The 25,110-nt window shown below is 73.9% G+C and carries 21 protein-coding genes and 2 pseudogenes; 13 read left to right on the plus strand and 10 right to left on the minus strand.

The genetic code is table 11. The annotated features are described in order from the left end of the window. Positions 1-29: 29 nt before the first annotated feature. The 6 genes from A6A08_RS20910 (at position 30) to A6A08_RS20935 (ending at position 6,468) form a co-directional block, all read left to right on the plus strand. Positions 30-320 carry a type II toxin-antitoxin system Phd/YefM family antitoxin gene (locus tag A6A08_RS20910; protein ID WP_073704318.1) on the plus strand — a complete coding sequence of 97 codons (291 nt, stop codon included), beginning with the start codon at positions 30-32 and terminating at the stop codon, positions 318-320. Further along, on the plus strand, positions 317-601 hold the full coding sequence (locus A6A08_RS20915; protein WP_073704319.1) for a type II toxin-antitoxin system RelE/ParE family toxin: 285 nt from the start codon (positions 317-319) through the stop codon (positions 599-601). Before A6A08_RS20910 ends, A6A08_RS20915 begins: the two co-directional genes overlap by 4 nt. A 161-nt stretch (positions 602-762) precedes the next feature. Beyond that, the gene (locus A6A08_RS20920) at positions 763-1,710 is read left to right on the plus strand and encodes a bifunctional riboflavin kinase/FAD synthetase (RefSeq protein WP_073704320.1); all 948 of its coding nucleotides are present in this window, start codon (positions 763-765) and stop codon (positions 1,708-1,710) included. A 415-nt stretch (positions 1,711-2,125) separates the two neighbouring features. Next, positions 2,126-2,395 (plus strand): 30S ribosomal protein S15, encoded by a 270-nt coding sequence (gene rpsO / locus A6A08_RS20925; RefSeq protein WP_073704321.1) that lies wholly within the window; start codon positions 2,126-2,128, stop codon positions 2,393-2,395. A 309-nt stretch (positions 2,396-2,704) separates the two neighbouring features. Beyond that, complete coding sequence (locus A6A08_RS20930) at positions 2,705-5,014, plus strand: polyribonucleotide nucleotidyltransferase (RefSeq protein ID WP_073704322.1); 2,310 nt, start codon at positions 2,705-2,707, stop codon at positions 5,012-5,014. A gap of 119 nt (positions 5,015-5,133) precedes the next feature. Beyond that, entirely contained in the window at positions 5,134-6,468 is a 1,335-nt protein-coding gene (locus tag A6A08_RS20935; protein WP_073704323.1) for a pitrilysin family protein, read from the plus strand. A 108-nt stretch (positions 6,469-6,576) separates the two neighbouring features. On the opposite strand, the gene A6A08_RS20940 is transcribed toward A6A08_RS20935, so the two are convergent. The 7 genes from A6A08_RS20940 to A6A08_RS20970 all read right to left on the minus strand — a co-directional run bounded on the left by A6A08_RS20940 (position 6,577) and on the right by A6A08_RS20970 (position 13,283). Next, positions 6,577-7,257 carry a sigma-70 family RNA polymerase sigma factor gene (locus tag A6A08_RS20940; protein WP_073704324.1) on the minus strand — a complete coding sequence of 227 codons (681 nt, stop codon included), beginning with the start codon at positions 7,255-7,257 and terminating at the stop codon, positions 6,577-6,579. Between the two features lie 298 nt (positions 7,258-7,555). After that, complete coding sequence (locus A6A08_RS20945; protein ID WP_338013135.1) at positions 7,556-8,218, minus strand: hypothetical protein; 663 nt, start codon at positions 8,216-8,218, stop codon at positions 7,556-7,558. Between the two features lie 97 nt (positions 8,219-8,315). Continuing rightward, complete coding sequence (locus tag A6A08_RS20950) at positions 8,316-9,524, minus strand: Dyp-type peroxidase (protein ID WP_073704325.1); 1,209 nt, start codon at positions 9,522-9,524, stop codon at positions 8,316-8,318. Beyond that, a complete protein-coding gene (locus A6A08_RS20955; RefSeq protein WP_073704326.1) occupies positions 9,524-10,108 on the minus strand; it encodes a copper chaperone PCu(A)C in 585 nt (194 codons plus the stop codon). Before A6A08_RS20955 ends, A6A08_RS20950 begins: the two co-directional genes overlap by 1 nt. Before the next feature lie 191 nt (positions 10,109-10,299). Beyond that, on the minus strand, positions 10,300-10,773 hold the full coding sequence (locus A6A08_RS20960; protein WP_073704327.1) for an Hsp20/alpha crystallin family protein: 474 nt from the start codon (positions 10,771-10,773) through the stop codon (positions 10,300-10,302). Positions 10,774-10,803: 30 nt separating this feature from the next. After that, positions 10,804-12,360: a BCCT family transporter gene (locus tag A6A08_RS20965; protein WP_242422780.1), complete on the minus strand. Its 1,557-nt coding sequence runs from the start codon at positions 12,358-12,360 to the stop codon at positions 10,804-10,806. A 404-nt stretch (positions 12,361-12,764) separates the two neighbouring features. Next, positions 12,765-13,283 carry a MarR family winged helix-turn-helix transcriptional regulator gene (locus A6A08_RS20970; protein WP_073704329.1) on the minus strand — a complete coding sequence of 173 codons (519 nt, stop codon included), beginning with the start codon at positions 13,281-13,283 and terminating at the stop codon, positions 12,765-12,767. A gap of 156 nt (positions 13,284-13,439) precedes the next feature. Between A6A08_RS20970 and A6A08_RS20975 the strand changes: the two genes are divergently transcribed. The 4 genes from A6A08_RS20975 to A6A08_RS20990 all read left to right on the plus strand — a co-directional run bounded on the left by A6A08_RS20975 (position 13,440) and on the right by A6A08_RS20990 (position 18,355). Further along, complete coding sequence (locus A6A08_RS20975) at positions 13,440-14,612, plus strand: polyprenyl synthetase family protein (protein ID WP_242422750.1); 1,173 nt, start codon at positions 13,440-13,442, stop codon at positions 14,610-14,612. Positions 14,613-14,792: 180 nt separating this feature from the next. Next, positions 14,793-16,253, plus strand: a complete 1,461-nt coding sequence (gene crtI, locus A6A08_RS20980) for a phytoene desaturase family protein (RefSeq protein ID WP_073704330.1) — start codon at positions 14,793-14,795, stop codon at positions 16,251-16,253. Further along, the gene (locus A6A08_RS20985; RefSeq protein ID WP_073704331.1) at positions 16,250-17,227 is read left to right on the plus strand and encodes a phytoene/squalene synthase family protein; all 978 of its coding nucleotides are present in this window, start codon (positions 16,250-16,252) and stop codon (positions 17,225-17,227) included. The genes crtI and A6A08_RS20985 overlap by 4 nt, the downstream gene beginning before the upstream one ends. A gap of 117 nt (positions 17,228-17,344) precedes the next feature. After that, entirely contained in the window at positions 17,345-18,355 is a 1,011-nt protein-coding gene (locus A6A08_RS20990; protein WP_073704332.1) for a DUF5914 domain-containing protein, read from the plus strand. Between the two features lie 367 nt (positions 18,356-18,722). Here the strand turns inward: A6A08_RS20990 and A6A08_RS20995 are convergent, their stop codons facing one another. After that, complete coding sequence (locus tag A6A08_RS20995; RefSeq protein ID WP_073704333.1) at positions 18,723-20,378, minus strand: FAD-dependent oxidoreductase; 1,656 nt, start codon at positions 20,376-20,378, stop codon at positions 18,723-18,725. Beyond that, positions 20,368-21,135: a class I SAM-dependent methyltransferase gene (locus A6A08_RS21000; protein ID WP_083609206.1), complete on the minus strand. Its 768-nt coding sequence runs from the start codon at positions 21,133-21,135 to the stop codon at positions 20,368-20,370. Before A6A08_RS21000 ends, A6A08_RS20995 begins: the two co-directional genes overlap by 11 nt. A gap of 62 nt (positions 21,136-21,197) precedes the next feature. Here A6A08_RS21000 and A6A08_RS21005 point away from each other — a divergent pair, with 62 nt between their 5' ends. The 3 genes and pseudogenes from A6A08_RS21005 to A6A08_RS21010 all read left to right on the plus strand — a co-directional run. Next, positions 21,198-22,388: a lycopene cyclase family protein gene (locus A6A08_RS21005; RefSeq protein ID WP_073704335.1), complete on the plus strand. Its 1,191-nt coding sequence runs from the start codon at positions 21,198-21,200 to the stop codon at positions 22,386-22,388. Positions 22,389-22,643: 255 nt separating this feature from the next. Beyond that, positions 22,644-22,880: pseudogene (locus A6A08_RS28315) on the plus strand (NAD(P)H-binding protein); the annotation flags it as partial. A gap of 3 nt (positions 22,881-22,883) precedes the next feature. Next, a pseudogene (locus A6A08_RS21010) lies at positions 22,884-24,056 on the plus strand (MMPL family transporter); the annotation flags it as partial. On the opposite strand, the gene A6A08_RS21015 reads toward A6A08_RS21010, so the two are convergent. Further along, positions 24,026-24,811: an aminotransferase class IV family protein gene (locus A6A08_RS21015; RefSeq protein ID WP_073704336.1), complete on the minus strand. Its 786-nt coding sequence runs from the start codon at positions 24,809-24,811 to the stop codon at positions 24,026-24,028. The pseudogene A6A08_RS21010 and the gene A6A08_RS21015 sit on opposite strands and share 31 nt — an antisense overlap. Positions 24,812-25,110: the final 299 nt, after the last annotated feature.

A 25,110-nucleotide genomic window follows, 5' to 3' on the forward strand; every position in this document is an offset into this window, starting at 1 on the left:
CGGGAGGCTTCTTGGCTGGCATCAGCGCCATGACGACGCTTCCGCTGGCGGATGCCAGGAACAACCTGTCCAAGATCGTCGACGAGGTGGAGAGAACCCACGACGCGGTCACCATCACCCGAAACGGCAGGCCCAGCGCCGTGGTGATCTCCGTGGACGACTACGAGTCGATGATGGAGGCCTTCGCCCTGTTGGACAGTCCGGAGGAGCAGAAGCGGCTGCGTGAGGCCGAGGATTCGCTCGCGGCCGGGGACCTGACGACCGGTGAGGAAATGGCCGAGCTGATGCGTGAGCGGATGAAGCGGGAAGGCCCGGAGTGAGCGACCGCCACGATCCCGTGCTCGCCCGCCCAGCACGGCGGGCGCTCACGGACGAGCTTCCCCTCAAGATCGCCTCAGCGGTCTGGGAGCTGGTCAACGGAGACCTCCTGGACGAACCCCGCAAGATCGGCAAACCCCTGAACCCCCCGTTCTCCGGACGATGGGTGGCCCGGCGCTCCTCGTACCGGGTGCGCTACCGGATCGACGAGGACGCGCACCGCGTCACGGTGCTGGACGTCCAGGGCCGTTCCGACGCCTACCACTACTCGGGAAGACGCTGATTCCAGGAAGCCCGGAAGTGGCTCGGCGTGTGCCGGGCCACACACCCCTCGTGTCGGTGGGGGACCCGCGGACGTGGCACCCTTGGTTCGGGCGGAACCCGGACGCGCCGAGCACGGCGGGATCCGCGGACCACGAGGAGCGACGAGCAGGGGAGCCGGACGTGCGGCGATGGGACGGGCTGGAGGGCGTGCCCTCCGGATGGGGACGCTCCGTGGTGGCGGTCGGCGTGTTCGACGGGGTGCACCGGGGCCACCAGGCCATCCTGGAGACCGCGGTCGGACACGGCCGCGAACTCGGGCTCCCGGTGGTCGTGGTGACCTTCGACCCCCATCCCGAGGCGGTGCTGCGCGGTACCACCCCGCCGGTGCTCACCCCGCTGGAGCGGCGCCTGGCGCTGCTCGGCGATCACGGTGCCGAGGCCGTGTGCGTCCTGTCCTTCAGCAAGGACCTGTCCTCGCTGACCCCGGAGGAGTTCGTCCAGCGGGTCCTGGTCGACCGCCTGCACGCCTCGGCCGTGGTCGTGGGCGAGGACTTCCGCTTCGGGCACCGCGCGGCCGGCGACGTCGCCGCGCTGGCCGGGCTGGGCGCCGAGTACGGTTTCACCGCCGACGGGGTCGCGCTGGTCGCGGACGGCGACACCATCACCTCCACCCGCGTGCGCGGACTGCTCGCCGAGGGCTCCGTGGCCGAGGCCGCCGAGCTGCTCGGACGCCCGCACCGGGTCGAGGGCGAGGTCGTGCACGGAGCCGCGCGCGGACGCGAGCTGCTGGGCTTTCCCACCGCCAACATGGACCTGCTCCCCGACACCGCGGTCCCCGGCGACGGCGTCTACGCGGGTTGGCTGAACCGCACCGTCCCGGTCACCGGGGAGGAGGCGCGCTGGCCCGCGGCCATCTCCGTGGGCACCAACCCCACGTTCGACGGCGCCGAGCGCACCGTGGAGGCCTACGCCCTGGACCGCGACGACCTGGACCTGTACGGGCTGCGCATGTCGGTGGACTTCACCGTGCGCATCCGCGGCCAGGAGCGCTTCGAGAGCATCGACGAACTGATCGTGGCCATGCACCGCGACGTGGACCGCTGCCGCGAGGTCCTGGGGGCCGGCTAGCGGACCGGCCGTGAACGTTGCGGGTGTGGAGCAGGAGGTTCCACGCCCGTTGTCTCGTACTCGTGGCGGGGTCGGGCGCCGAAGTGCGCTACAGGTACAAGATCACGCCGGTCGGGGCCGACCCGGCGGATCCTCGCGGCGCCGCACCAGGCGGACGGGCGGGCGTGAGACCCGCCCCCTCGGTACGGGCCCGTCACCCCACTGTCTGCGGTAGGGTGGTCGATGTCCACGTGTGCCCCACGGCCGGTCGCCTCGCCGCGACACGCCGGGCGGGGAGCGCGGTGCACCCACGCCGTCGGCGGCGGGCCGCGCGCACCACACGCGACGGCGACTGTTCGTACGCGCGGTCGCCGCGTCTGATCCCGGTCGTGAACCGGGTTCGCCCTGCGTACCGACTTTCTAGAGAAGGAGCGTTGTGTCGATCGACACCGCCACCAAAGAGAAGATCATCGCGGAGTACGGCACCAAGGAAGGTGACACCGGCTCCCCCGAGGTCCAGGTCGCGCTGCTCACGCACCGCATCATCGAGCTGACCGAGCACCTCAAGGACCACAAGCACGACCACCACAGCCGTCGTGGCCTGCTTCTGATGGTCGGTCGCCGCCGCCGTCTGCTCAAGTACGTCGCCAAGCAGGACATCACCCGGTACCGCTCGCTGATCGAGCGCCTGGGTCTGCGCCGCTGAGGCCGACCGGCGGGAGTGGCTTCGGCCGCTCCCGCTTTGTTAGTAAGGTGTAACGCGACGGGGGTCACACCCGCCGTCCGTGCACAATTCCACAGAGAACCACCCGCGCCTCTCCCTCGGCCGCAGAGTCGAGGCCGGTCCTCGGTAGTGGCCTCCGGACATCCCCTCCAGGGCATGCCGTGGGCTTCGATCGATGACCGGCCGTCATCAACTCCGGGGCACGGACGCGGGAAGACGAACCATCAACGCGCACAGGGCACACCGTGTCCGGCGCGTCGAACGCGAACACGTGTTAGTAGGAGGTCGCCCATGGAGGGCGTGTACTCGGCCGAAGCCGTCATCGACAACGGCTCCTTCGGCTCCCGCACCATCCGCTTCGAGACCGGTCGCCTGGCCCGCCAGGCCGCCGGATCGGCCACGGTGTACCTGGACGACGAGACCGTCGTGCTGTCCGCCACCACCGCCTCGAAGCGCCCCAAGGAGAACCTCGACTTCTTCCCCCTGACGGTGGACGTCGAGGAGCGCATGTACGCCGCGGGCCGCATCCCCGGCTCCTTCTTCCGGCGTGAGGGCCGTCCCTCCGAGGACGCCATCCTCACCTGCCGCCTGATCGACCGGCCGCTGCGCCCGTCGTTCAGGAAGGGCCTGCGCAACGAGATCCAGATCGTCGAGACGATCCTGGCCCTGCACCCCGAGCACCTGTACGACGTCGTCGCCATCAACGCGGCCTCGATGTCCACGCAGATCTCCGGGATCCCCTTCTCCGGTCCGATCGGCGGCGTGCGCGTCGCCCTCATCGACGGCCAGTGGGTGGGCTTCCCGACCCACGCCGAGCTGGGCAGGGCCACCTTCGACATGGTGGTCGCCGGCCGCGTCCTGGAGGACGGCGACGTCGCCATCATGATGGTGGAGGCCGAGTCCACGCCCTCGACCCTCAAGCTGGTCTCCGAGGGCGCCGTCGGCCCCAACGAGCAGACCGTCGCCGAGGGCCTGGAAGCCGCCAAGCCCTTCATCAAGGTCCTGTGCAAGGCCCAGCAGGCCGTCGCCGACCAGGCCAGCCGCGAGCAGGCCGAGTTCCCGATCTTCCTCGACTACGAGGACGACGTGTACGCCGCCGTGGAGGGCGCCGTCCGCGAGGAGCTGTCCAAGGCGCTCACCATCGCCGACAAGCAGGACCGCGAGGCCGAGCTGGACCGCGTCAAGGCCGCGGTGGGCGAGAGGCTCGCCGAGGACTTCGAGGGCCGTGAGAAGGAGGTCGGCGCCGCCTTCCGCTCCCTGAGCAAGCAGCTCATGCGTGAGCGCGTGCTGCGCGAGCAGGTCCGCATCGACGGCCGCGGCCCCAAGGACATCCGCCAGCTCAGCGCCGAGGTCGGCGTGCTGCCGCGGGTGCACGGCTCGGCCCTCTTCGAGCGCGGTGAGACCCAGATCCTGGGCGTCACCACGCTCAACATGCTGCGCATGGAGCAGATGGTTGACACGCTCAACCCGGACAAGACCAAGCGCTACATGCACAACTACAACTTCCCGCCCTACTCCACCGGCGAGACCGGCCGGGTGGGCTCGCCCAAGCGGCGCGAGATCGGGCACGGCGCCCTCGCCGAGCGCGCCCTGCTCCCGGTCCTGCCCTCCCGCGAGGAGTTCCCCTACGCGATCCGGCAGGTCTCCGAGGCGCTGGGCTCCAACGGCTCCACCTCGATGGGCTCGGTCTGCGCCTCCACCATGTCCCTGATGGCGGCCGGCGTGCCCCTGAAGGAGATGGTGTCGGGTATCGCCATGGGCCTGATCAGCGAGGGCGACAAGTTCGTCACGCTGACCGACATCCTCGGTGCCGAGGACGCGTTCGGCGACATGGACTTCAAGGTCGCCGGTACCCGTGACCTCATCACGGCCCTGCAGCTGGACACCAAGCTCGACGGCATCCCCGCCGAGCAGCTGGCGCTCGCGCTCCAGCAGGCCCGCGGAGCCCGCCTGGCCATCCTCGACGTCATGAAGGAGGCGATCGAGCGTCCGGCCGAGATGAGCCCGTACGCTCCGCGCATCCTGACCGTCAAGGTCCCGACCGAGAAGATCGGCGAGGTCATCGGCCCCAAGGGCAAGATGATCAACTCGATCCAGGACGACACCGGCGCCGAGATCACGATCGAGGACGACGGCACCATCTACATCGGTGCCACCGACGGCCCCTCGGCCGAGGCCGCGCGGGACACGATCAACCAGATCGCGAACCCGACGATGCCCGAGGTCGGCGACCGCTACCTGGGCACCGTCGTCAAGACGACCACGTTCGGCGCGTTCGTGTCGCTGCTGCCCGGCAAGGACGGCCTGCTGCACATCTCGCAGATCCGCAAGCTGCACGGCGGCAAGCGGATCGAGAACCTCGACGACGTGATCAGCATCGGCGAGAAGATCCAGGTCGAGATCCGCGAGATCGACGACCGCGGCAAGCTGTCGCTGGTCCCGGTCGAGGTCGTGGAGGCCGAGTCCGCTCCCGCCCCGGCCCCGGCCGAGGACGGGGACTCCCAGGACGAGGACGGCAACGGCGGGGAGAAGGCCGAGCGCAACGGGGACGCCCCGCGTCGCCGTCGCCGCCGCAGCTCGGCGCGTTCGGAGAACACCTGATCCTGACTGACGCCTGAAGGGGGCGGTCGCACCGTGGGGTGCGGCCGCCCCCACCGCGTATCCTCGGCCGGGCCCGCCGGGTGGGCCGGCCGCCGACCTCCGACGAAGAAGAAGGTTCTATGAGCTCTGTCCCCATCGCCGCCGAGCAGGAGCCGGGTACGACCGTGACGCTGCTGGAGCCGGACGGCGGCTCCGGCCTGGTGCGCCGCACGGTGCTGCCCGGCGGGTTGCGCGTGGTCACCGAGGCCGTCCCCGGGGGGCGGTCCGCCGCGTTCGGCATCTCGGCGACCACGGGGTCCCGCGACGAGGACTCCGCGCACGCGGGGTCGGCGCACTTCCTGGAGCACCTGCTGTTCAAGGGGACCAAGACCCGCTCGGCCCTGGAGATCTCCGCCCTGCTGGACGGTGTGGGGGCGGACCACAACGCCTACACCACCAAGGAGCACACCTGCTACTACGCCAAGGTGCTCGACCGGGACCTGCCGCTGGCCATCGACGTGGTGGGTGACATGGTGGCCGAATCGGTGCTCGACGAGGGCGAGGTGGAGACCGAGCGGGGCGTGATCCTGGAGGAGATCGCCATGTACGAGGACGAGCCCGCCGACCTGGTGGACGACGTCTTCGCGGCGCACTTCTTCGGCGACTCGCCCCTGGGGCGCCCGATCCTGGGCACCAACGACACCATCCGGGCGCTGTCCCGGGACCGGATCGCCGAGCAGTACCGCGACGCCTACGTGCCCGGCGGGCTGATCGTGACCGCCGCGGGCAGCCTGGACCACGACCGTGTGGTGGAGCAGGTCCGGGAGGTCTTCGCCGAGCAGCTGGCCGCCGCCGGCGACGCCCGCCCGGTGCCTCCCCGCGCGGGCGGCTCCCCGGCGGCCACCCACGGGGGCACGGTGGTGGAGTCGCGCGAGACCGAGCAGGCGCACATCATCCTCGGCTCGGAGGGCCTGACCCGCAACGATCCGCGCTGGAACGCGCTGCGGCTGCTCAGCGCCGCCCTGGGCGGCGGTATGTCGTCCCGGTTGTTCCAGGAGGTGCGCGAGAAGCGCGGCCTGGCCTACGCCGTGCACGCCTACCACACCAGCTACGCCGACACCGGAATCTTCCAGATCTACGCCGGCTGCCTGCCGGAGAAGGCCGACGAGGTCATCGGTGTGTGCCGCGAGGAGCTGGCGAAGGTGGCCGCCTCGGGGCTCACCGACGAGGAGCTGCGGCGCGCCAAGGGCCAGATCCAGGGGTCGCTGGTGCTGGGCACCGAGGGCACCAACGCGCGGATGGGGCGGCTGCTCTCGCACGAGCTGAACCGTCCCCGCCACTTCTCGATCGACGAGGACCTGGCGCTGGTCGAGGCCGTGACCGGGGCGGAGGTGGCCGAGGTGGCCGCCGACCTGCTGGTGAAGCCCCGCGCGCTGGCCGTGATCGGTCCCTACGAGGCCGACCGGACCTTCTAGGGACCGGCCCCGCCGGTCCTCCCGCTCTTCCGGACGCCCCGGGCCCCGCCGTTCACACGGCCGGGGCCCGGGGCGTCGGCGTCGCGCGCCCTCGCCGCCACGCCGTCCTCAGGCGGTGAACCCGCGCAGCAGCTCGCCGCGGGCACGGGCGACCCGCGAGCGGATCGTGCCCACGGGCACGCCCGCCGACCGGGCGGCCTCGGCGTAGGTCAGGCCCTCGACCTGGGTGAGGACGAACGCCTGCCGCCGCTCGGCAGGGAGCCCCTCCAGCAGGGCGCGCAGGACGACGTACTCGTCGAACCGGGCCGACCGCTCGGGCAGCAGGTCCCAGTCGGTCGGGCGCACGCAGTCGGGGCGTGCGGCGTCGCCGCGGTAGCGGTCGACGACGGTGTTGCGGGCGATGGCCAGCAGCCAGGCCCGCGCCGGGGCGCGTCCGGCGAACCGCGGCAGGCCGTGCAGCGCCCGCAGGTAGGTCTCCTGGGTGAGTTCCTCGACCCGGTCGGAGTGGACCCTGCGGGCGATGTAGCGGGTGACGCCGGGACGGGTGCGCCGGACGAACGCCTCCAGCGCGGTGTCCGAGCCCCTGCGCGCGGCGAGCGCCAGCCGGTCGAGTTCGCGGTCGTGCTCGCGGCCGTGTTCCTCGGGGGAGGGGGACTCCTCCTCCTGGGCCGGTGCGGTGTTCGGGGGCCCGCCCGCGGGTCGGTCGGTCCGCGGGCGGCGCGTGGGACGTGGGGAGGGGTGTCGCGCCCGCAGCGGGCGCTGTTCCTGGGACATGGTGTCGGTGGGCATCGGTGCTCCGGGTTCCGGGCGCGCACGACCGGCCCGGCGGCGGACGGCCCCGGGCGGGGTGGTGCGCGCGGTGGCGGAAGGCGTGCGGGACCGGCCACGCGTAGGGAGGCCGGACACGGGCACGCGGGGACCGCGCGTGCGGGGAAGCCGCGTGTGGCGCGGCGGGGCCGCGGCACGGCGCGGACAGGGCACGCCGGGGGAGTGCCCTCAGCAGGCTTTCGGGTCGGCGAGCGGGCCTCGCTCCCGCCGCGCACCGCCTCGTAGGATCGGCGGGACCGCACAGCGGGGGCCCGGCCCTCTACGAGGTGCGGAGTCCGGCCTGGTCGTGCTTCACGAGCGCGAAGGCGCGGCGGGAGGCAGCCTGGCGGACGCGAGCCCGAGATGACGCGGAGAACACGTCCCGGAGCGCGGGCGGGCCCCTCAGGACCAGGCTGTGCCGCAGGTAGGGCATGACGGGCGCGGGTGCGTCCCGATCCGGGAACGGGGCCGACGGCGCCCGTACGGGCGTCAGGCGCGGTACCGCGAGTACCAGGACGGGCAGCAGCGCGGCGGCGGTCAGGCGCAGGTGGGAGAAGAGCGCCGCCTCGCCCTGGCGGAGCCACCAGGCGCACACGGCTCCCGCCACCACGTGGGCGGCGAGCATGTCGGCGCCGCCCGAGGCGGCCTCCACGGCGGCGGGTGCGGCCGCGTGGGCGACGTGGGCGCCCGCCGACTGGGCCGTGGAGAACACCAGGTGCAGGGCCAGCTGGCCCCACGCCATCCACCCGGCGATGGCGCCGAGCCCGCGTTCGCGGCCGGTCCCGGCCCAGGAGAAGGCGTAGACCAGGGCGGCGCCCACGAGCAGGCCGCCGAGCGGAACGCCGTGGTCCGAGGTCAGGGTGTGGCCGCCCACGGACACGGCGGTGCACACCGAGGTGAACACCCCGGTGCGGGCCGCGCGCAGGGGTGGCCGCTCCGTCATGGGTTCATCGTCGCACCCGCTCGTCCCGTCCCGTGTCCGGGGCCCGTCGGAGGCCGACGACGGCTCCCCCGCCGGCGACGGTGCGCGGGCGGGGCCTTCAGCCCTCGAACAGGGACTGGCCCACGTACCCTTCCTCCCCGCAGCCCGGCGGGACGGCGAACACCGCCGACCCCACGGCGGTCACCCACTCGTCGAGCAGGTCCAACTCGTCCAGGCGCTTCTGGACGGGGACGAACTGGCGCAGCGGATCGGCCTGGTAGGAGGCGAACAGCAGCCCCGCGTCCTGGCCGCCGGAGTCCCGGTGGTCGTAGTTGTAGCCGCGGCGGAAGATCCGCTGGTCCGGGTCGCCGGTGCGGGCCCGGCGTATGTGGGCGAAGTCGGCGATGACGGCCAGGCCGGAGTCGTCCGTGGCCTCCAGGTCCGCCTCGTCGTGCTCCTCGGTGCCGGTCAGCGGCGCGCCGTTGTCCATGCGGCGGCCGATGACCGCCTCCCGCGCGGGCCGGTCCAGCTCGTCCCAGGTGTCCAGGTGGGTGGTGATCCGGCGCAGCACCAGGCTCGTGCCACCCTCCGGCCACCCCGGTCCGCCGCCGCCCCACACCAGCCGGTCGAAGTCCTCGGTGCCCGGCGCCGGGTTGACGGTGCCGTCCACCTGCCCCATCAGGTTGCGCATGGTGGTGCCCCCGGGCCGGGACCCGTGGGCACGGCGGAAGCCGGTCTGCACCCACCGCACCCGCGCGAAGGACCGCGCGTCCTTGAGCATCATCCGCACCGCGTGGGAGACCGTGACGGGATCGTCCGCGCACACCTGGAGCAGCAGGTCCGCCTCGCCCCAGGCCGGGTCGAGCCGGTCGTGGCCGAAGTCCGGCAGCGGCCTCAGCCAGTCCGGTACGGCGGCGGTGTCCACCCGCTCCACCAGCCCCCTGCCGAACCCGAACGTGGTGGTGAGCCGGGCCGGGACCTCGGCGAGTTCGGGCTCGGTGTCGGCCAGGGCGGGTTCGCCCCGGGACATGCGCGCCGCGTCGTCGCTGAGCAGCCGCATGAGCCGGCGCACCCCGTCGGCGCCGGTCCGCGGTTCCAGGTCCAGGGCGACGAAGATGCCGTGCGCCTGCGGCGGCGTCTCCACCCCCGCCTGATGGGCGCCGTGGAACGGTACGGTCAGCGTGCCGTTGAGGGCGCGGGCCTCGGGGGCCGGCGCCGGTTCCGCGGCCCACCGGTGGGCGAGCGCGCCTCCGGCGGCACCGGCTCCGGCGGCGGCGCCGCCGAGGAGCAGGCCCCGGCGGCTGAACTGTGCCTTGCCGTCACCCATCAGTGGTCCTCGTGCCCCTCGTGGCCCCCGCTCCGGGACTCCTCCTGCTCCTCGCCCTCGTACTCCTCGTCGGCCCCGGCGTAGTCCTTGACGGCCGCGGTGAACTCGGCCGTGGAACCGTCGGAGAACTCCACGGTGACGTTCGCCTCGGCACCCGGTTCGAGGTCCTCGGCCAGGTCCATGAGCATGATGTGGTCGGCGCCGGGCTCCAGCAGGTGGCTGCCTCCGGCGGGGATGGTGAAGCCGCCCTCCTTCTCGCGCATGGTGGAGTCGACCCCCTCGGTGGAGGACTCGTGCAGCTCGACCGCTCCGGCGGCGTCGTAGCCCGCGGAGACGAGGGTGACCTCCTCGCCGGAGCCGTTGACCAGCTCCCCGAAGACGCCGGTCATCCCCTCCTCGGCGGTGGCGGCCTTGATCCAGGGGTCGGTCACCGAGAAGGAGTCCGCGGCGGTCGCCGCGGCGCCGGCCTCCTGGTCCGCCGGGGCGGCGCCCTCCTGCCCGGACCCGGTCCCCCCGCAGGCGGTGAGGCCGAGGCAGAGCAGGGCGGCGGCCCAGGCGGTACGGACGGTGCGTGCGCGGTCCATGTTCTCTCCGTGGGGTGCGGGCCGCGTTCTCGCGGCCGTTCCCCCTACGGGTCGGTCCGGGGCGCCGTTCGGTTCCCGGCCTTCGGGTGCCGGTCTCCGCACACGGCGGGGTCCCCCGGGAACACTCCCGGGGGACCCCGTCGGCACCGCGGACGAGCGGCCGTGGAGCCGCCGGCCGCCTCGCCGGGCGGTCAGGACCTGTTCTGCGACCGCTTTCGGATGGTGATGCGCCGGGGACCGCGCGAGTTGGCGGCGCCGTGTACCACCACCTCCAGCAGTCCCTCGCCGTAACTGGCCTCGATGTCGTTTTCGTCCACGGCCTCCGGGAGGCTGATCTCCCGGCGGAACGTGCCCATGAACCGCTCCGAGGAGTAGTAGACGACGTCGTCGGAGTCCCGTTGGCGCTCACCGCTGATGGTGAGGATCCCGTTGTTGAGGCTCACGGACACGTCCTGCTCCTGCACCCCCGGCACCTCGCAGCGGATGACCAGGTCGTTGCCCCGGGCGAGGATGTCGGTGGGCGGGCTCCACGCGTCGGCGTGCCCGCGTTCGCGCTCCCCGGCCTGACCGGTCTCCATCGAGGACATGCTGTCGGAGATGCGGTTCATCTCGGTGATCATGTCGACCACACCGTGGAAGGGGTTGTGGAATCGCTTGGGCGCCACGGCGGCCTCCTTTCTTCGTGCTGTCCGTACCTACCCGCGCGGCTGCTTCGTCGGCGCCGGACCGGAGGGCTGGCGGTCCTCTGCGCGCTGCTCCCTCGGGCCTCCCGGCGCGGGTTCGTTCGACAGCGCCTTGACCAGGCCCCACACCATGAGCAGCAGGATGATGGCGAAGGGCAGGCCGGTGACCACCGACGCCGCTTGGAGCGCCGAGAGCGCGTTCTCGCCGCCCAGCACCAGCAGGACCAGGGTGATGGCGCCCTCGCTGATGGCCCAGAAGGCGCGCGGGGCCTTGTACGGGTGGATGCTTCCGCCGCTGGTGAGCGTGTCCACCACGAGGGAGCCGGAGTCGGAGGAGGTGATGAAGAAGACCGCCACCACGATGATCAGCAGGACGGCGATGATGTCGCCCACGAGCGAGGGCACCGGCAGCAGCTCCAGGAGCCGGAAGGAGCGGGCCTCCTCGCTCAGCCCGCTCAGGCCCGCGTTCCCGAACAGCTCGTAGTACAGGCCGGAGCCGCCGAAGGTCCCGAACCACAGGATGGACACCGCGACCGGTGCGAACAGGGCGCCGATGACGAACTCGCGGATGGTGCGGCCGTAGGAGATCCGGGCGAGGAAGATGCCGACGAAGGGCGCCCAGGAGATCCACCAGCCCCAGTAGAAGACGGGCCACGCGGTGGTCCAGGCGGCGGCCTGCTGGTCGATGAGCGGGCTGGGGAAGGCCAGGCTCCACTCGACGATGTTGCTGAGGTACTCGCCGGCGCCCGTGGTCATGATGCTGGCGATCCAGATCTTGGGACCCACGGCGAAGACCACGATCAGCAGCAGGAACGCCAGCCACAGGTTGATCATCGACAGGCGACGGATGCCCTTGTCGATGCCCGAGAGCACGCTGACGAGCGCGACCGAGGTGATCAGGATGATGATGATCGCCTGCACGGTGGAGTTGACCGGGATGCCGAAGACGTGGTTGAGCCCGCCGTTGATCTGGAGGGTGCCCAGGCCCAGTGAGGTGGCCAGGCCGAACAGCGTGCCGAAGACGGCGAGGATGTCCACGATGTGCCCGGGCCAGCCGAAGACGCGGTCGCCGAGCAGGGGGTGGAGCGCGGAGGCCGGACGAAGGGGCAGGCCCTTGCGGAAGGCGAAGTAGCCCAGTGACAGGCCGAGCGCGATGTAGATCGCCCAGGGGTGGAAGCTCCAGTGGAAGTAGCTCAGCGCCAGGGCCTCGGTCGCCGCCTCGGCCAGGGGCGGATCCCCCTCCGCGGGGAGGAACTCGGCCGTGCGCGGCCAGGTCAGGTGGTGGATGGGCTCCGAGACTCCCCAGAACACCAGGCCGATGCCCATGCCGGTGGTGAAGAGCATGGCGAACCAGGCCAGCGTTCCGAACTCGGGCCGGGAGTCGTCCGGGCCCAGGCGGACCCTGCCGAACCGGCTGAGCATCAGGAAGATCGCCAGGCCGAGGAAGAAGGTCGTGGACAGGACGTAGATCCAGCCCAGCTTCTCGCCGATCCAGTCACGGGCGGTGGTGGCCGCCTCCAGCATCGGTTCGGTGGCGACGATGCCGAGGACGACGAAGGCGATGACCACGATCCCGGACACGCCAAAGACCGTGGGGTTGGTGTGTTCTCGGATGTACTCGCGTAGGGATGAGATGGTGGCTCCTTCCCAGCCCCGGAAGGGTCGGGCCCCCGGTGTGGGGATGGCGGGGACGGGCCGGACCGGGTCCGGCCCATGGACATGTCCCGTGGGATGGTAGGGGCTGAGCGCCATGTCGTGAAGCAACCGCACAACTGCGGAGTGTTGGCCTACGAGAGACGAAGTGTGCTTTGGGGGGCCATAGGCCTTGTTCGGTCACATCGGGCCATGCGGTGCCATAAGGGAGGACGAAACCGTTGGGGCGCGCGTGCACGCGGCATGTCCCGGCACGGGTGTCCGCGGGAGCGCGCTCCACGGGCGTCCGTGCGGCGAGGGACCGCGCGCGGTGTTCCGTCCTAGTCCGGTTCCCCGGACAGCCGGTCGAGGGTGCCGCCGATCCTGTCCAGCCAGTCCGCGATCGTGGCCAGCTCCTCCACCGAGTAGCCGGAGTGCGCGGCGGTCATCGCCTCGCCCACCCCCAGCGCTCCGGCGCCGCCCATGCGCTCGGCGTCCTCCGTCAGCCGGACGGTCACCTTGCGCCGGTCCTGGGGGTGGCGGGCCCGCTCGACCAGGCCGTGCGCCTCCAGGCGGTCGACCACACCGGTCACCGAACCGGTGGACAGGCACAGGTTGTCGGCGATCTCCCCGGGCGTCAGGGAGCCGCTCACGCGCAGCAGCGTGAAGCACTGGAAGTCGGTCGGGTTCATCCCCGAGCGCTCGGCCATCCGGTGCAGCAAGCGGATGAGGCGTACGGCGAGTCGCTGCCCGTCGACCTGGAGAGCGTCGTAGAGTTCGGCGCGCGACCTGGTCTCCGCCTCCGCCGGGCGGGGCTCTCCGGAGCCGGGTGGAGAGGACGCGGTCGACGCGGTGTCCATGGTCCCTCTCTCGCACTCGCGCGACCGGTACTTCCGGCCGCCCCTGGAAGTCTAGGGCGCCGCGGCCCGCGGAGCCCCTCCCGGAGGAGGAGCGCCCCCGTGAGGGGAGGGGATTCGTCCTCGGCGAGGGGGGAAGTGGTGCGCCTACCAAGATTCGTGGAATCCGCGCCTTCCGTGCGCGGGGTCCGGGACCGTCCCGGGGAGGACACCGTCAATCCCATCCTGAACACCCACAGACACACCGACCACGGAGACGGCGCGGCCGGGGACGACCGCGCCGCCCTGGACGACGCGCTGCGGCGCTACCTCGACCGCAGGCTCGGCGAGGCCGAGCGCGTCGACGGAGAGTTCGGCGGGGAGCTGGCCGGGACGACCGTCCGCTTCACCCTCGAGGGGGGCAAGCGGATGCGGTCCCGGCTGGCGTGGTGGGGATGGACCACGGGCGGGGGTGCCTCCTGCGGGGACGCGGCGCGATCCGCCCTCCAGGCCTGTGCCGCACTGGAGCTCATCCAGACCTGTGCGCTCGTCCACGACGACGTGATGGACGGCTCCCCGACCCGCAGGGGCCGCCCCTCGGTGCACGCCGACCACATCGGCGAGCACCTGCGGGACGGTCTCGCCGGAGAGCCCCGCCGCTACGGCGAGGCACTGGCCGTGCTCGTGGGGGACCTGGCCCTGGTGTGGGCCGACGACATGCTGGGCGAGGCCCTGCCGGGCGTCCCCGAACCCGAGCGGGCCAGGGCCGTGTGGCGGAAGCTGCGCACCGAGATCATGGCCGGGCAGTTCCTCGACGTGCGCACCCAGGCACGCCGGGAGCGATCGGAGGAGGCGGCCCTGCGCGTGGACCTGCTCAAGACCGCCTCGTACAGCGTCGAGCGCCCCCTGCACCTGGGTGCGGCGATGGCCGGGGCCGGCCCGGGGACGGTGGACGCGCTGCGCGGGTACGGCAGGGACGTCGGCACGGCCTTCCAGCTGCGCGACGACCTCCTCGGCGTGTACGGGGACAGCGACCGGACCGGCAAACCGGTGGGCGAGGACATCCGCGAGGGCAAGTGCACCCTGCTGCTCGTGGCCGGCATCCGCCTGGCCCGGGAGCGCGGGGACACCGCCGCACTGCGGCTGCTCGATCTGGTCGGCGCCCCCGGCGCGGACGCGGACCCCGCCGAGGTGGCCGACGCGCTGGACCGTGTCGGCGCCCGCGACCTGGTCCGGCGCAGGTGCCGGGAACTCGCCGCACGGGGCGAGGCCCGACTGGAGGGGCTCGACGCGCCCGGAACCGCGCTGGAGGGGCTGCGCGCTCTGGCCGCACTGACGGCGGACCCCCCGTGACCCGCCGTGCGTGACCACAGTGCGGGGAAGGCGCCCGCCCGACCGGAGAGGAGTACCGCCGTGCCCGATCCCGAGAGGCCCGGTCCTGAGAAGCCCGCTCCAGGGGAGCCCGGCCCCGAGAGCCGCGAACCGCGAACGGCCCCGACCGGGTCGCGCCCGGGGCCGCGCGGGCGCGACCCCGTGGTGGTCGTGGGCGCCGGGCTGTCCGGACTGGCCTGCGCACTGCACCTGCTGGGCGCCGGACGGGAGGTCACCGTGGTCGAGCGCGAACCGTATCCGGGCGGTCGCGCGGGGCGGCTCGACCTGGACGGCTTCCAGATCGACACCGGCCCCACCGTGCTCACCATGCCCGAACTCCTCGACGAGGCCCTGGGCGCGGTCGGCGAGACCGTGGCCGACCGCCTCGACCTGGTGCCGCTGAGCCCCGCCTACCGGGCCTCCTTCGCCGACGGCTCCTCGATCGACGTGTACACCGAGCGCGAGGCGATGGCCGCCGAGGTCGCCCGGGTGGCCGGACAGCGCGAGGCCGACGGCTACCTGCGGCTGCGGGACTGGCTCACCCGGCTGTACCGGGTGGAGATGCGCTCCTTCATCGACGCACAGTTCGACTCGCCGCTGGACCTGGTCCGCCCCGACCTCCTCCGGCTCGCCGCGATGGGGGGCTTCGGCAGACTGGCCCCGGCCGTGGGCCGCCACGTGCGGGACGAACGGCTGCGCCGCGTCTTCTCCTTCCAGTCGCTGTACGCGGGGGTGGCGCCGGAGAGCGCGCTCGCCGCCTACGCCGTCATCGCCTACATGGACACCGTCGCGGGCGTGTACTTCCCCCGGGGCGGGATGCGGGCACTGGGCGAGGCCCTGGCGGGCGCGGTCGTCAAGGCCGGGGGGACCGTGCGCTACGGTGACGCGGTCGCCCGGCTCGAACGCGCCGGTACGCGGGTCACCGCCGTCGTCACCGAGGAGGGGGACCGCCTGGCCTGCGACCAGGTGGTGCTCACCACCGACCTGCCCGCCGCCCACAGGCTGCTCGGCCACACGCCCCGGCGCCCCGTGGCCGCGCGCTACTCGCCCTCGGCGGTCGTCCTGCACCTGGGCACCGACCGCACCTGGGAGCGGCTGGGCCACCACACCATCTCCTTCGGCGGCGCCTGGAAGCGCACCTTCACCGAGATCATCCGCCAGGGCCGCACCATGAGCGACCCCTCCCTGCTGGTCACCCAACCCACCCGCACCGACCCCGGCCTCGCCCCCGAGGGCCGCCACCTGCTGTACGTGCTCGCCCCGGCGCCCAACCTGGCCGCGGGCGGCATCGACTGGGACCGTGAGGGGCCCCGCTACCGGGACCACCTGGTCGGGGTGCTGGAACAGCGGGGCCTGGACGGACTGGACGCCTCCGTACGCACCGAGCACCTGGTCACCCCGGCGGACTGGGCGCGGCAGGGGCTCGCCCACGGCACGCCGTTCTCGCTGGCGCACACCTTCGCGCAGACCGGGCCCTTCCGTCCCCGCAACACCGTCCCCGGAACCTCCAACGCCGTCCTGGCCGGGTGCGGGACCACGCCGGGGGTCGGCCTGCCGACCGTGCTGATCTCGGGCAAGCTCGCCGCCGCCAAGGTGGTCCGACGGACGGGAGGGCGTCGATGAGCGCGGGGACCGCGGAACTGGACGCCGCCGGGATCACCGGGCGGCCGCTGCGGGAGGCCTACCTCAGGTGCCGGACCCTGCACGCCCGCCACGGGCGCACGTACTACACGGCCACGCGGGTGCTGCCTCCCGAGCGCCGGCCCGGGGTGCACGCGCTGTACGGGTTCGCCCGGTGGGTGGACGACATCGTGGACGAGCCGCCGCCCGGCACCACCCCGGAGAAGCAGGCCGCGCGTCTGGACGGCATCGACGCCGACCTCGCCCGGGTGCTGGCCGGCGGGCGGGCAAGGGACGCCGGGAACGCGCCCGTGCTCAGCGCCCTGGCGCACACGGTGGACCGGTACGGGCTGCCGCACGCCTACTTCACCGCCTTCATGGCCTCCATGCGCATGGACCTGGACGTCACCGGCTACCGCGACCTGGACCACCTGCGCGAGTACATGTACGGCTCGGCGGCGGTGATCGGCCTGCAGGTCCTGCCGGTCCTGGGGACCGTGGTCCCGAGGGAGGAGGCGGCCCCGCACGCCGCCGCGCTGGGCGAGGCCTTCCAGCTCACCAACTTCCTGCGGGACGTGGCCGAGGACCTGCGGCGCGGCCGCGTCTACCTGCCCCGGGACGTGTTGGCGGCGCACGGTGTGGACCGGGAGCTGCTGGAGCAGTGCGAACGGGCCCGGGAGCCCCATCCGCGCGTGCGCGACGCACTGGCGGACCTGGTGGAGGCCAACCAGGGCTTCTACCGGCGGGCCGAGCCGGGCATCGCCATGCTCTCGCCGGTGGCGCGCCCGTGTGTCGCCACCGCCTTCCGGCTCTACCGCGCGATCCTGGACGAGGTGCGCGCGGCCGACTACGACGTGTGGAGCATCCGGCACCGCGTCTCGGACACCCGCAAGGCGGCAGCGGCCGTGCCCGCCCTCGCGCGCTCGCTGCTGGCCCGGTCGCTGCGGGGCCGGGTGCCGAGACCCCGGACCGGCTGAGGGCGCGGCCCCCGGCCCGGCCGGTCCCGTCGGTCCCGACCGGCCCCGGACGGATCCGGTCCCGGGGGACCCGGCCCCGGCTTCAGGTCCCACGGCCCGACGTATCTGGAGGACTCCGTGACACTGCCCGATCCCCGGCCGCGGCGACTGCCCCTGCGCCGCATGCCCCCCACCACGTGGAAGGCCCAGGAACCCACCTGGAGGGAGGGGTCGCCCGCCGTCATCGGGGCGGCGCTCAAACGCGCCCTCGCCCGTCCCTCCGGGAACTGGTTCGTGCTGGCCGCGAGCACCGAGGTGCGCGCGGACCGGCCCTTCGGACGTGTCGTGGCGGGGACCGAACTGGTGGCCTGGCGCACCCCGGACGGGACCGCGCACGCGGGGCCGGGCGCCTGTCCCCACCTGGGCGCCCCGCTGTGCCGGGGGGCGGTGGACTCCGGACGGCTGGTGTGCCGGTGGCACGGGCTGTCGCTGGACGGGGACGGGTTCCCCGGGTGGGACCCCTATCCGGTCCACGACGACGGCTTGTTGGTGTGGGTGCGCCTGGACCACGCGGGCGGCGAGGAGCCCCTGGACGCGCCGGTGGTGCCCGAGCGCCCCGATCCCGGCGGGAGCCTGGCCGCGGTGGAGAGCATGGCCGGGCGGTGCGAGCCGGAGGACGTGGTGGCCAACCGGCTCGACCCCTGGCACGGCTCGTGGTTCCACCCCTACTCGTTCGTGGGGCTGAAGGTGACCGAGGTGCCACGGGGAGCCGACCCGGACCCGGACCGGATGGTGGTGGACGTGGGTTTCCGCGTGGCGGGCCGGTGGGGCGTGCCGGTACGCGCGGAGTTCCACTGCCCCGAGCCGCGCACCGTGGTCATGCGCATCATCGAGGGCGAGGGGACGGGCAGCGTGGTGGAGACGCACGCCACCCCGCTGGGCGTGGACGGGCGCGGGGTGCCGCGCACGGCGGTCGTCGAGGCCACGGTGGCGAGTTCGGAGCGGACCGGGTTCGCGATCGCCAGGAGGGTGGCCGGGGCGGTGGTGCGCCCCGCCATGCGGATGGCCGTCCGGCGCCTGTGGAGGGACGACCTGGCCTACGCCGAACGCCGGTACCTGCTGAGGAGCACCGGCCGCTGGCCCGGCTGACACGGTCGGCGCGGCTTTCGGCCCCGGTGGCCGGGAACCCCGGGACGGCCCCGCTTCCGGCGGTCGACCCGCGCCCCCCTGTGCGCCGCCTCGCACGGCGGCCCGACCCTCCCGCGCGAGACGCGGCGCGCGGCTCAGCCTGGTCGTGCTTCGCGGGCGTCGTCGGCACGGCGGGAGGCGGCCTGGGGCGCGAGCCCAGAACGAGCCGAACGGTATGCCTGGTGCTGTGGCCGGGAAGGTTCACCGGATCGGTCCTGTCCGGCGTGATCTCGTACCTGGAGCGGGTTTCGGCGCCCAGACTCGCTCCAGGTACAGGGTCACCCCGGGATGGAGCACTCCAGCCGCACCGGCGACGTATCCGGTCAACTCACCAGCGCGGGCGGCGGGCCCAGCGGGCGAGTGCCCGCAGCGGGGTCGACCTGCCCCGCCGGGGCACGGTCCACACCGTGTGTCCCGGCCTTCCCCAGCGCGACAGCAGCGCGTTGGCGGCGAGCAGGCCGCTGGTGGCCGCGCGTTCCATGAGCGCCACGGGCAGGTCCGTGCGCACGTGGTCGCCCGCCACCGCCACGAACGGGTCGGGGGTGGCCACCCCGCAGCGGTCGCGGTGGCCTCCGGGGGCGAACAGCGGGCAGTCCGCGCGCATCTCGTGCCGGGAGTCCACCGCCCGGGCCCGCGCGAGTTCCGGGTAGACGGCCCGCGCCTGCTCCCACAGCCTGCGCCGCTCGGTCCCGGGGTCGCACCCCTCCTCCAGCGCGTAGGCGTGCAGCTCGACCACGGAGCCGCCGGTGCGCCGCGCCCACTCGCGGGCCTCGTCCTCGTAGCGCTCCAGCACGCTGACGTTGTCCAGCGTCGGGTAGCCCGCCGTGCCCAGGAAGGCGGGTCGGTGCGGACGCACGGGCCGGTCCAGCCAGTAGCGCGACACCAGGAACGGGGGAGCCGTCTCCACCCGGGCCATCCGGCCGCGCCACTCCCGGCCGCCCGGTCCCGCCTCGCCCAGCCCCGGCGAGGCCGCCACCAGGTCGCGCGTACCGGCCGGGGTGGCGGCGAGCACCACGGCGTCGGCCCCGGCCTCGAAGGGCGCGCCCTCGGGCGTCCGGCCGCGCACCGAGAACCGGTGCTCCCGTCCCGGGTGGACCGCCTCGACCGGGCAGGCCGTGCGAAAGCGCACCCCGAGCCTGGCGAGGTGGCGCTCCAGGGGGTCCCACAACGCCTGGGGGAACGGCGAGCGCGGCACGTCGAACACCAGCCCCTCGGACGAGCCGAGGAAGTAGACGTGGAACATCACCGCCAGCTCGGCCGCCGACAGCCGTCCCGGGTCGGCGAAGAAGCTGCGTGTGAACACCTCGAACGCCAGGTGCCGTGCCGTGGGCGGGAAGCGCACCGCGTCCAGCAGGTCCCGGGCGCTCAGGTGGTCCAGGCGCTCGTACACGCCGGGCACGTCCACGTCGAGCAGCTGCAGCGCCGCGGGCACGTTGACCCGGGCCAGGTCGCGCGGCGGGAAGCTCGGGCTGGTCGCCGCCAGGACGGCGGCGTTCCACGGCGGTGTCGGGGGCAGCCCCGAGAAGCGGTCGCGCGGGCCGTCCCGGTGCACCAGCGGATAGTCGGGGAGCGGGACCAGGCGGTCGAGCCCGGGGTCCGCGCGGCGCAGCAGGGCGCGCAGGTTGTAGTACTGGCGGAAGAACGCGTGGAAGCCCCGGGTCATGGTCGCGGGTGAGCCGTCGGAGAGCGTCGTGGCCCAGCCGCGCAGGCGGCCCCCGAGTGAGGGCTCGCGCTCGAACACCGTCACGTCCACATCCCGCTCGGCCAGCGCGCAGGCCGCGGCCAGACCGGCGATGCCGCCGCCGACCACGGCGACGCCGGGCACGGACGCCGTACGCGGACCGGAGGGCGGCTCGGGCACGACGGCCTCGGCCAGGGGGTCGCGGCCACCCCCGGGCGGCGCGGTGCTCCCGTTCCGGGACGCGCGGCCGGTACCTCCGGCGCGGCCCGCGCCGCCGGCACGGCCGGTACCGTCAGCGGCCATCGGCGGGGTCCTCGCGGGTGCCGGTCGGCCGCTGGCCGACGAAGGTGTGCGTGACCCCGTACTGCCAACCCGGCAGCGGCGCGTCGGCCACCGGCGCGAACCCCGCGCGGCGCATCCGCTCCAGCAGCGCGGTCCGGCCGTCGAACTCCAGGACGCTGCGCCACAGGTACCGGAACAGGTCGGCGCGGCCGGTCAGCACCCGCCCCGCCGGGATCACCACCCCCCAGCACACCGCCGACCACACCATCCGGGCCGGCGCCGAGTCGGCCACGGAGTACTCGTGCAGGGCGACGCGCCCGCCGGGCCGCAGCAGGGCGCGCACGGCCCGCAGCAGGGCGTCGGGGTCGGGGCAGTTGCGGATCAGGTAGGCGCCGAACACCGCGTCCACGGGTCCGTCCAGGTGCTCGGCCGCCCACCCGGGGGTGAGCTCCTCCGCCCGGGCCCGGTGGAAGGAGACCGAGGCGGGCCAGCGCTTGGCGCGGGCGGCCTCCAGCATGCCGTCCGAGGCGTCCACGCCCGCGATCCGGGCACGGGGCAGCGCGTGCAGCAGGGCGGCGGTGGAGGCCCCGGTGCCGCACCCGAGGTCGAGCAGGCGCAGCCCCGATCCGTCGCCGGGCAGCCCCAGCCGCCTCGCGGAGATCCGCAGGTGGGCGTGGTATCCGGGGTTGGCGGCCACGAGCCGGTCATAGGCCCCGGCGGCGTGGTCGAACTCGTCGGTGACCGCGCCGTCCTTCATCGCGTGTGTCGTAGTGTTCACGGACTCTCCCGTGGCGGGTGTTCACAGCGGGCACGGACGGCCTCCCGGTGCATGCTGGGAACATGGCCGACTACGACGTGGCGATCATCGGCGGGGGAGCCGCTGGCCTCAGCCTCACCCACCAGCTCCGCGGGGTCAACGACCGACGTGGCCGACCGCTGCGCGTCGCCCTGGTGGAGCCGCCGCCGGGCCCGCACACGCCCCCTCCGCGCACATGGTGCTTCTGGGAGCCCGACGGCGGCCCCTGGGACGACCTGCTGGCCGCCCGCTGGGAACACCTGTCGGTGGTGGCGGCCGACGGGTCCGAGCACTCCTCTCCGGCCTCGCCCTACGTGTACAAGATGCTGAGGTCGGCCGACGTGGACGCGCACGTGCGCGCCTCGGCGGGCGGGCACGTGGACCAGCTGCCGCTGCTGGTCACCGAGGTCCGTGACGGCGCGGACCACGCCGTGGTCCGGGGCGGGGAGCCCGGCGGCGGGACGTCGGCCCTGACCGCGGAGTGGGTGTTCGACTCGCGGCCTCCCAAGCCGGTCCCGCGGGGGCGGACCCACCTGCTCCAGCACTTCCGGGGATGGTTCGTGCGTGCCTCATCCGACGCCTTCGACCCCGGTTCGGCCGTGCTGATGGACCTGCGCCCTCCCCAGCCCCCGGCCGGGGTGGCCTTCGGCTACGTGCTGCCGCTGTCCCCGCGCGAGGCGCTCGTGGAGTACACCGAGTTCGGCCGCGAGGCGCTCACCACCGCCGAGTACGAGCGCGCGCTCAAGGACTACTGCGGACTGCTGGGGCTGGCGGACGTGGAGGTGACGGCCGCCGAGCAGGGGGCCATCCCGATGACCGACGCCCGTTTCCGGCCCCGGGCGGGGCGGCGCGTGTTCCGGCTGGGCACGGCGGGCGGCGCCACCCGGCCCTCGACGGGGTACACGTTCAGCGGGGTGCGGCGCCAGACGGCCGCCGTGGCGCGGGCGCTGGCCGAGGGGCGTGTCCCGGTGCCGCCGGTGCCGCACCGGCGCCGCCACCTGGCCATGGACGCGGTCATGCTGCGGGCCCTGGACACCGGCCGGGTCCGGGGAGCGGAGTTCTTCGCCGGGCTGTTCGCGGCCAACCGCCTCGGGGACGTGCTGGCCTTCCTCGACGGGGGGTCGCGCCTGCACCGGGAGCTGGCCATGGGGTTGACGACCCCGGTGGCGGCCATGTCGCTGACCAGCGCGGACCAGGCGTGGTACTCGCTGCGCACGCGGCTCTCCCGCTCCTGAGGCCTTCCGGCGGCGAGCGGTTCGCCGGAGGGCGCGGAGCGGGCGGCGTCGGCGGCGGGGCCCAGACGTGCGGCGGGCTCCCCGGGAGCGGGCGCGCCGAACACGGACACGAGGCCGTCGACCAGGCGGTTCGGCTTGTGATGCGCGCCCCGGTGACCGACTCTTTCCGGGAGGGCACCGAGGGAGGCGGCACATGGACACGGACATCAGGCCTTCGGACGGCCACCGCCGTACCGGCACGGTCGGGACGGAGGAATGACGGCGGGAACGGCCCTGGTCACCGGGGCCACCGGCTACATCGGTGGGCGCCTGGTCCCGGAGCTGCTCGACGCCGGGTACCGGGTCCGCTGCCTGGCCCGCACCCCGGACAAGCTGCGCGACCAGCCCTGGCGCGACCGCGTGGAGGTGGTCCGGGGCGACGTCGTCGGCGGTGGTGGCCTCGACGAGGCGTTCCGGGACGCGGACACCGCCTACTACCTCGTGCACTCGATGTGACGCACGGCGTTCTGGCCCGCGATCCCGCACGGGGCGTCCGGACCGGAGGGGGGCTTCGGGGAGGTCGTCGCCCGCCACCGGTTCTGGGGCCGCCTGGCCATGACCGTCGCCCGCAGGCCCCGGACGTACTGGATCCTCACCACGGCGGCCCTGGCGGCCGCGGCGGTGCTCGCGCCCCGGTTCGACGCGGGAGGAACCGGACAGGCCGAGGTCTTCCGCACCGAGGCGGAGGCGGTGGAGGCCCAGGAGGTGCTGGAACGGGGATTCGGCTCCGACGCCGCCGCGGCCCCCGCCCTCGTGGTCGCCGACGCCGACCGCGTGGACGAGGTCGTCCGGGCCGCCGAACGGCTGCCGCGGGTGGAGAGGGCCGTGCCCGTCACCGAGCCAGGCCCGCCCGGGACCGACCCGCCGCCCCTGGAGGAGGACGGTCGCGTCCTGGTCGAGGCCGTCCTCACGGTCGGTCCCGAGTCCCCCGAGGCGGTGGACGCGGTGCGGGGCCTACGCGAGGGACTGCGCGCCGTGGAGGGCGCCGACGCACTGGTCGGCGGGGTGAGCGCCACCGACCTGGACACCCTGGAGACGGCGCAGCGCGACTTCGCGGTCGTGGTGCCGCTCGTACTCGTCGCGGTCTTCCTCGTGCTCATCCCGCTGCTGCGCTCGCTGGTGGCGCCGCTGCTGCTGATGGCGGTCAACGTGCTGTCCTTCGCGGCCGCGCTGGGTGTGGGAACCCTGGTCTTCGACCACCTGCTCGGCCTGCCCGGCGCCGACCCGGTGGTGCCGCTGTTCGCTTTCGTGTTCCTGGTGGCGCTGGGGATCGACTACAGCATCTTCCTGATGTCCCGGGCGCGGGAGGAGTCCCTGGAGCACGGGCACCGCGAGGGCGTGCTGCGCGCGCTGACCGTCACCGGAGGGGTGATCACCTCCGCCGGTGTGGTCCTGGCCGCGACCTTCGCGGCGCTGGCGGTGATCCCGCTGCTGTTCCTGCTCCAGCTGGCGTTCCTGGTGGCGTTCGGTGTCCTGGTGGACGCCCTGCTCGTGCGGACGGTACTGGTGCCCGCACTGTCGCTGGACGTCGGGCCGCGCGTGTGGTGGCCCGGCAGGGCGCGGTCGGCGGGGAACCGCCCGGCGGGGGAGCCCGCGGGTCACAGCGGTTCTCCGGAAAGCCCGGAGTAGGCGGCGGCGATCTTGTGGACCAGGGCCGACTGCGGCAGGTGGACGCCGTCGATGGCGGCCACCGGCCGTACCCCGGTGGTGGCGTTGGTGACGAACGCGCCCGCCGTGCGGGTGCTCGCGGCCGCGGCGATCGGCCGGGTGCTCACCGGGACGCCCAGCTCCCCGGCCACCCGCTCGACCAGCCGTGTCGTCACGCCCGGGAGGCAGGGGGCCTGCGGCCAGACGAGGCCGCCGCCGTCCAGGAAGCCGATGTTCCAGGTGGGGCCCTCCGAGACCCGGCCGTCCACGCCCGTGAACAGGGCGTCGTCGTAACCGTCCAGCTGGGCGGCGCGCCTCTGGTGGACCGCTCCGAACAGGCCGGTGCTCTTGACCTGGGGGGCGTCGCGGGTGAACCGCCGGGTGCCCAGCCGCACGGGCGGCGGTGCGGCGCCGGGGGCGGGGCGGGTGGTGACCAGGATGTGCGGGAGCTGGCGGGCGGAGGGACGGCCCAGGTCCATGCGGGGGTCGAACACGGTCACGCGCACCACCGAGGGGGAGGGGTGCGCGCGGGCGGAGCGGCGGGCGAGCTCGCGGACCCGGGGGATGTCGAGTTCGGCGTCGAAGAGGGCGCGGCAGTCGCGGCTCAGGCGTTCCATGTGCAGGTCGAGCCCGCGAACGCGCAGGTCGGTGACGAGCATGGTGGTGAAGTGGCCGTAGCCGTACAGGGCGAGGCCCGCGAGTTCCCCGGTGCTGACGGGGCGTCCGTTCAGTTCCATCGTGCCCTCATGATGGCACTTCGGGACCTCGGTCACGGGGCTTTCCGCGCCCGGCCTCCCGGGGCCGGGAGCCCGCGGCGGACCGCGGCCGGGCACCCGTGGAGTCCGGGCTGGTGTGCGACCACGGCCCGTTCGTGCGCGGGGGAGGCGGTCGTCCGCCGCGGGGCTTCGTTCCGGCCCTCCTCGCGGCCGCTGTTCCTGGGACGCACCGTCCCGGTCCCCGTGGGGCGGCTCGCCGTTGGAGTCCCCGCCCCGCACCGCCGGGGCGGCCCGCCTCCACCGGTTCCACCGATCTCCTC

Source organism: Nocardiopsis sp. TSRI0078, assembly GCF_001905145.1.
Classification (GTDB): Bacteria; Actinomycetota; Actinomycetes; order Streptosporangiales; family Streptosporangiaceae; genus Nocardiopsis.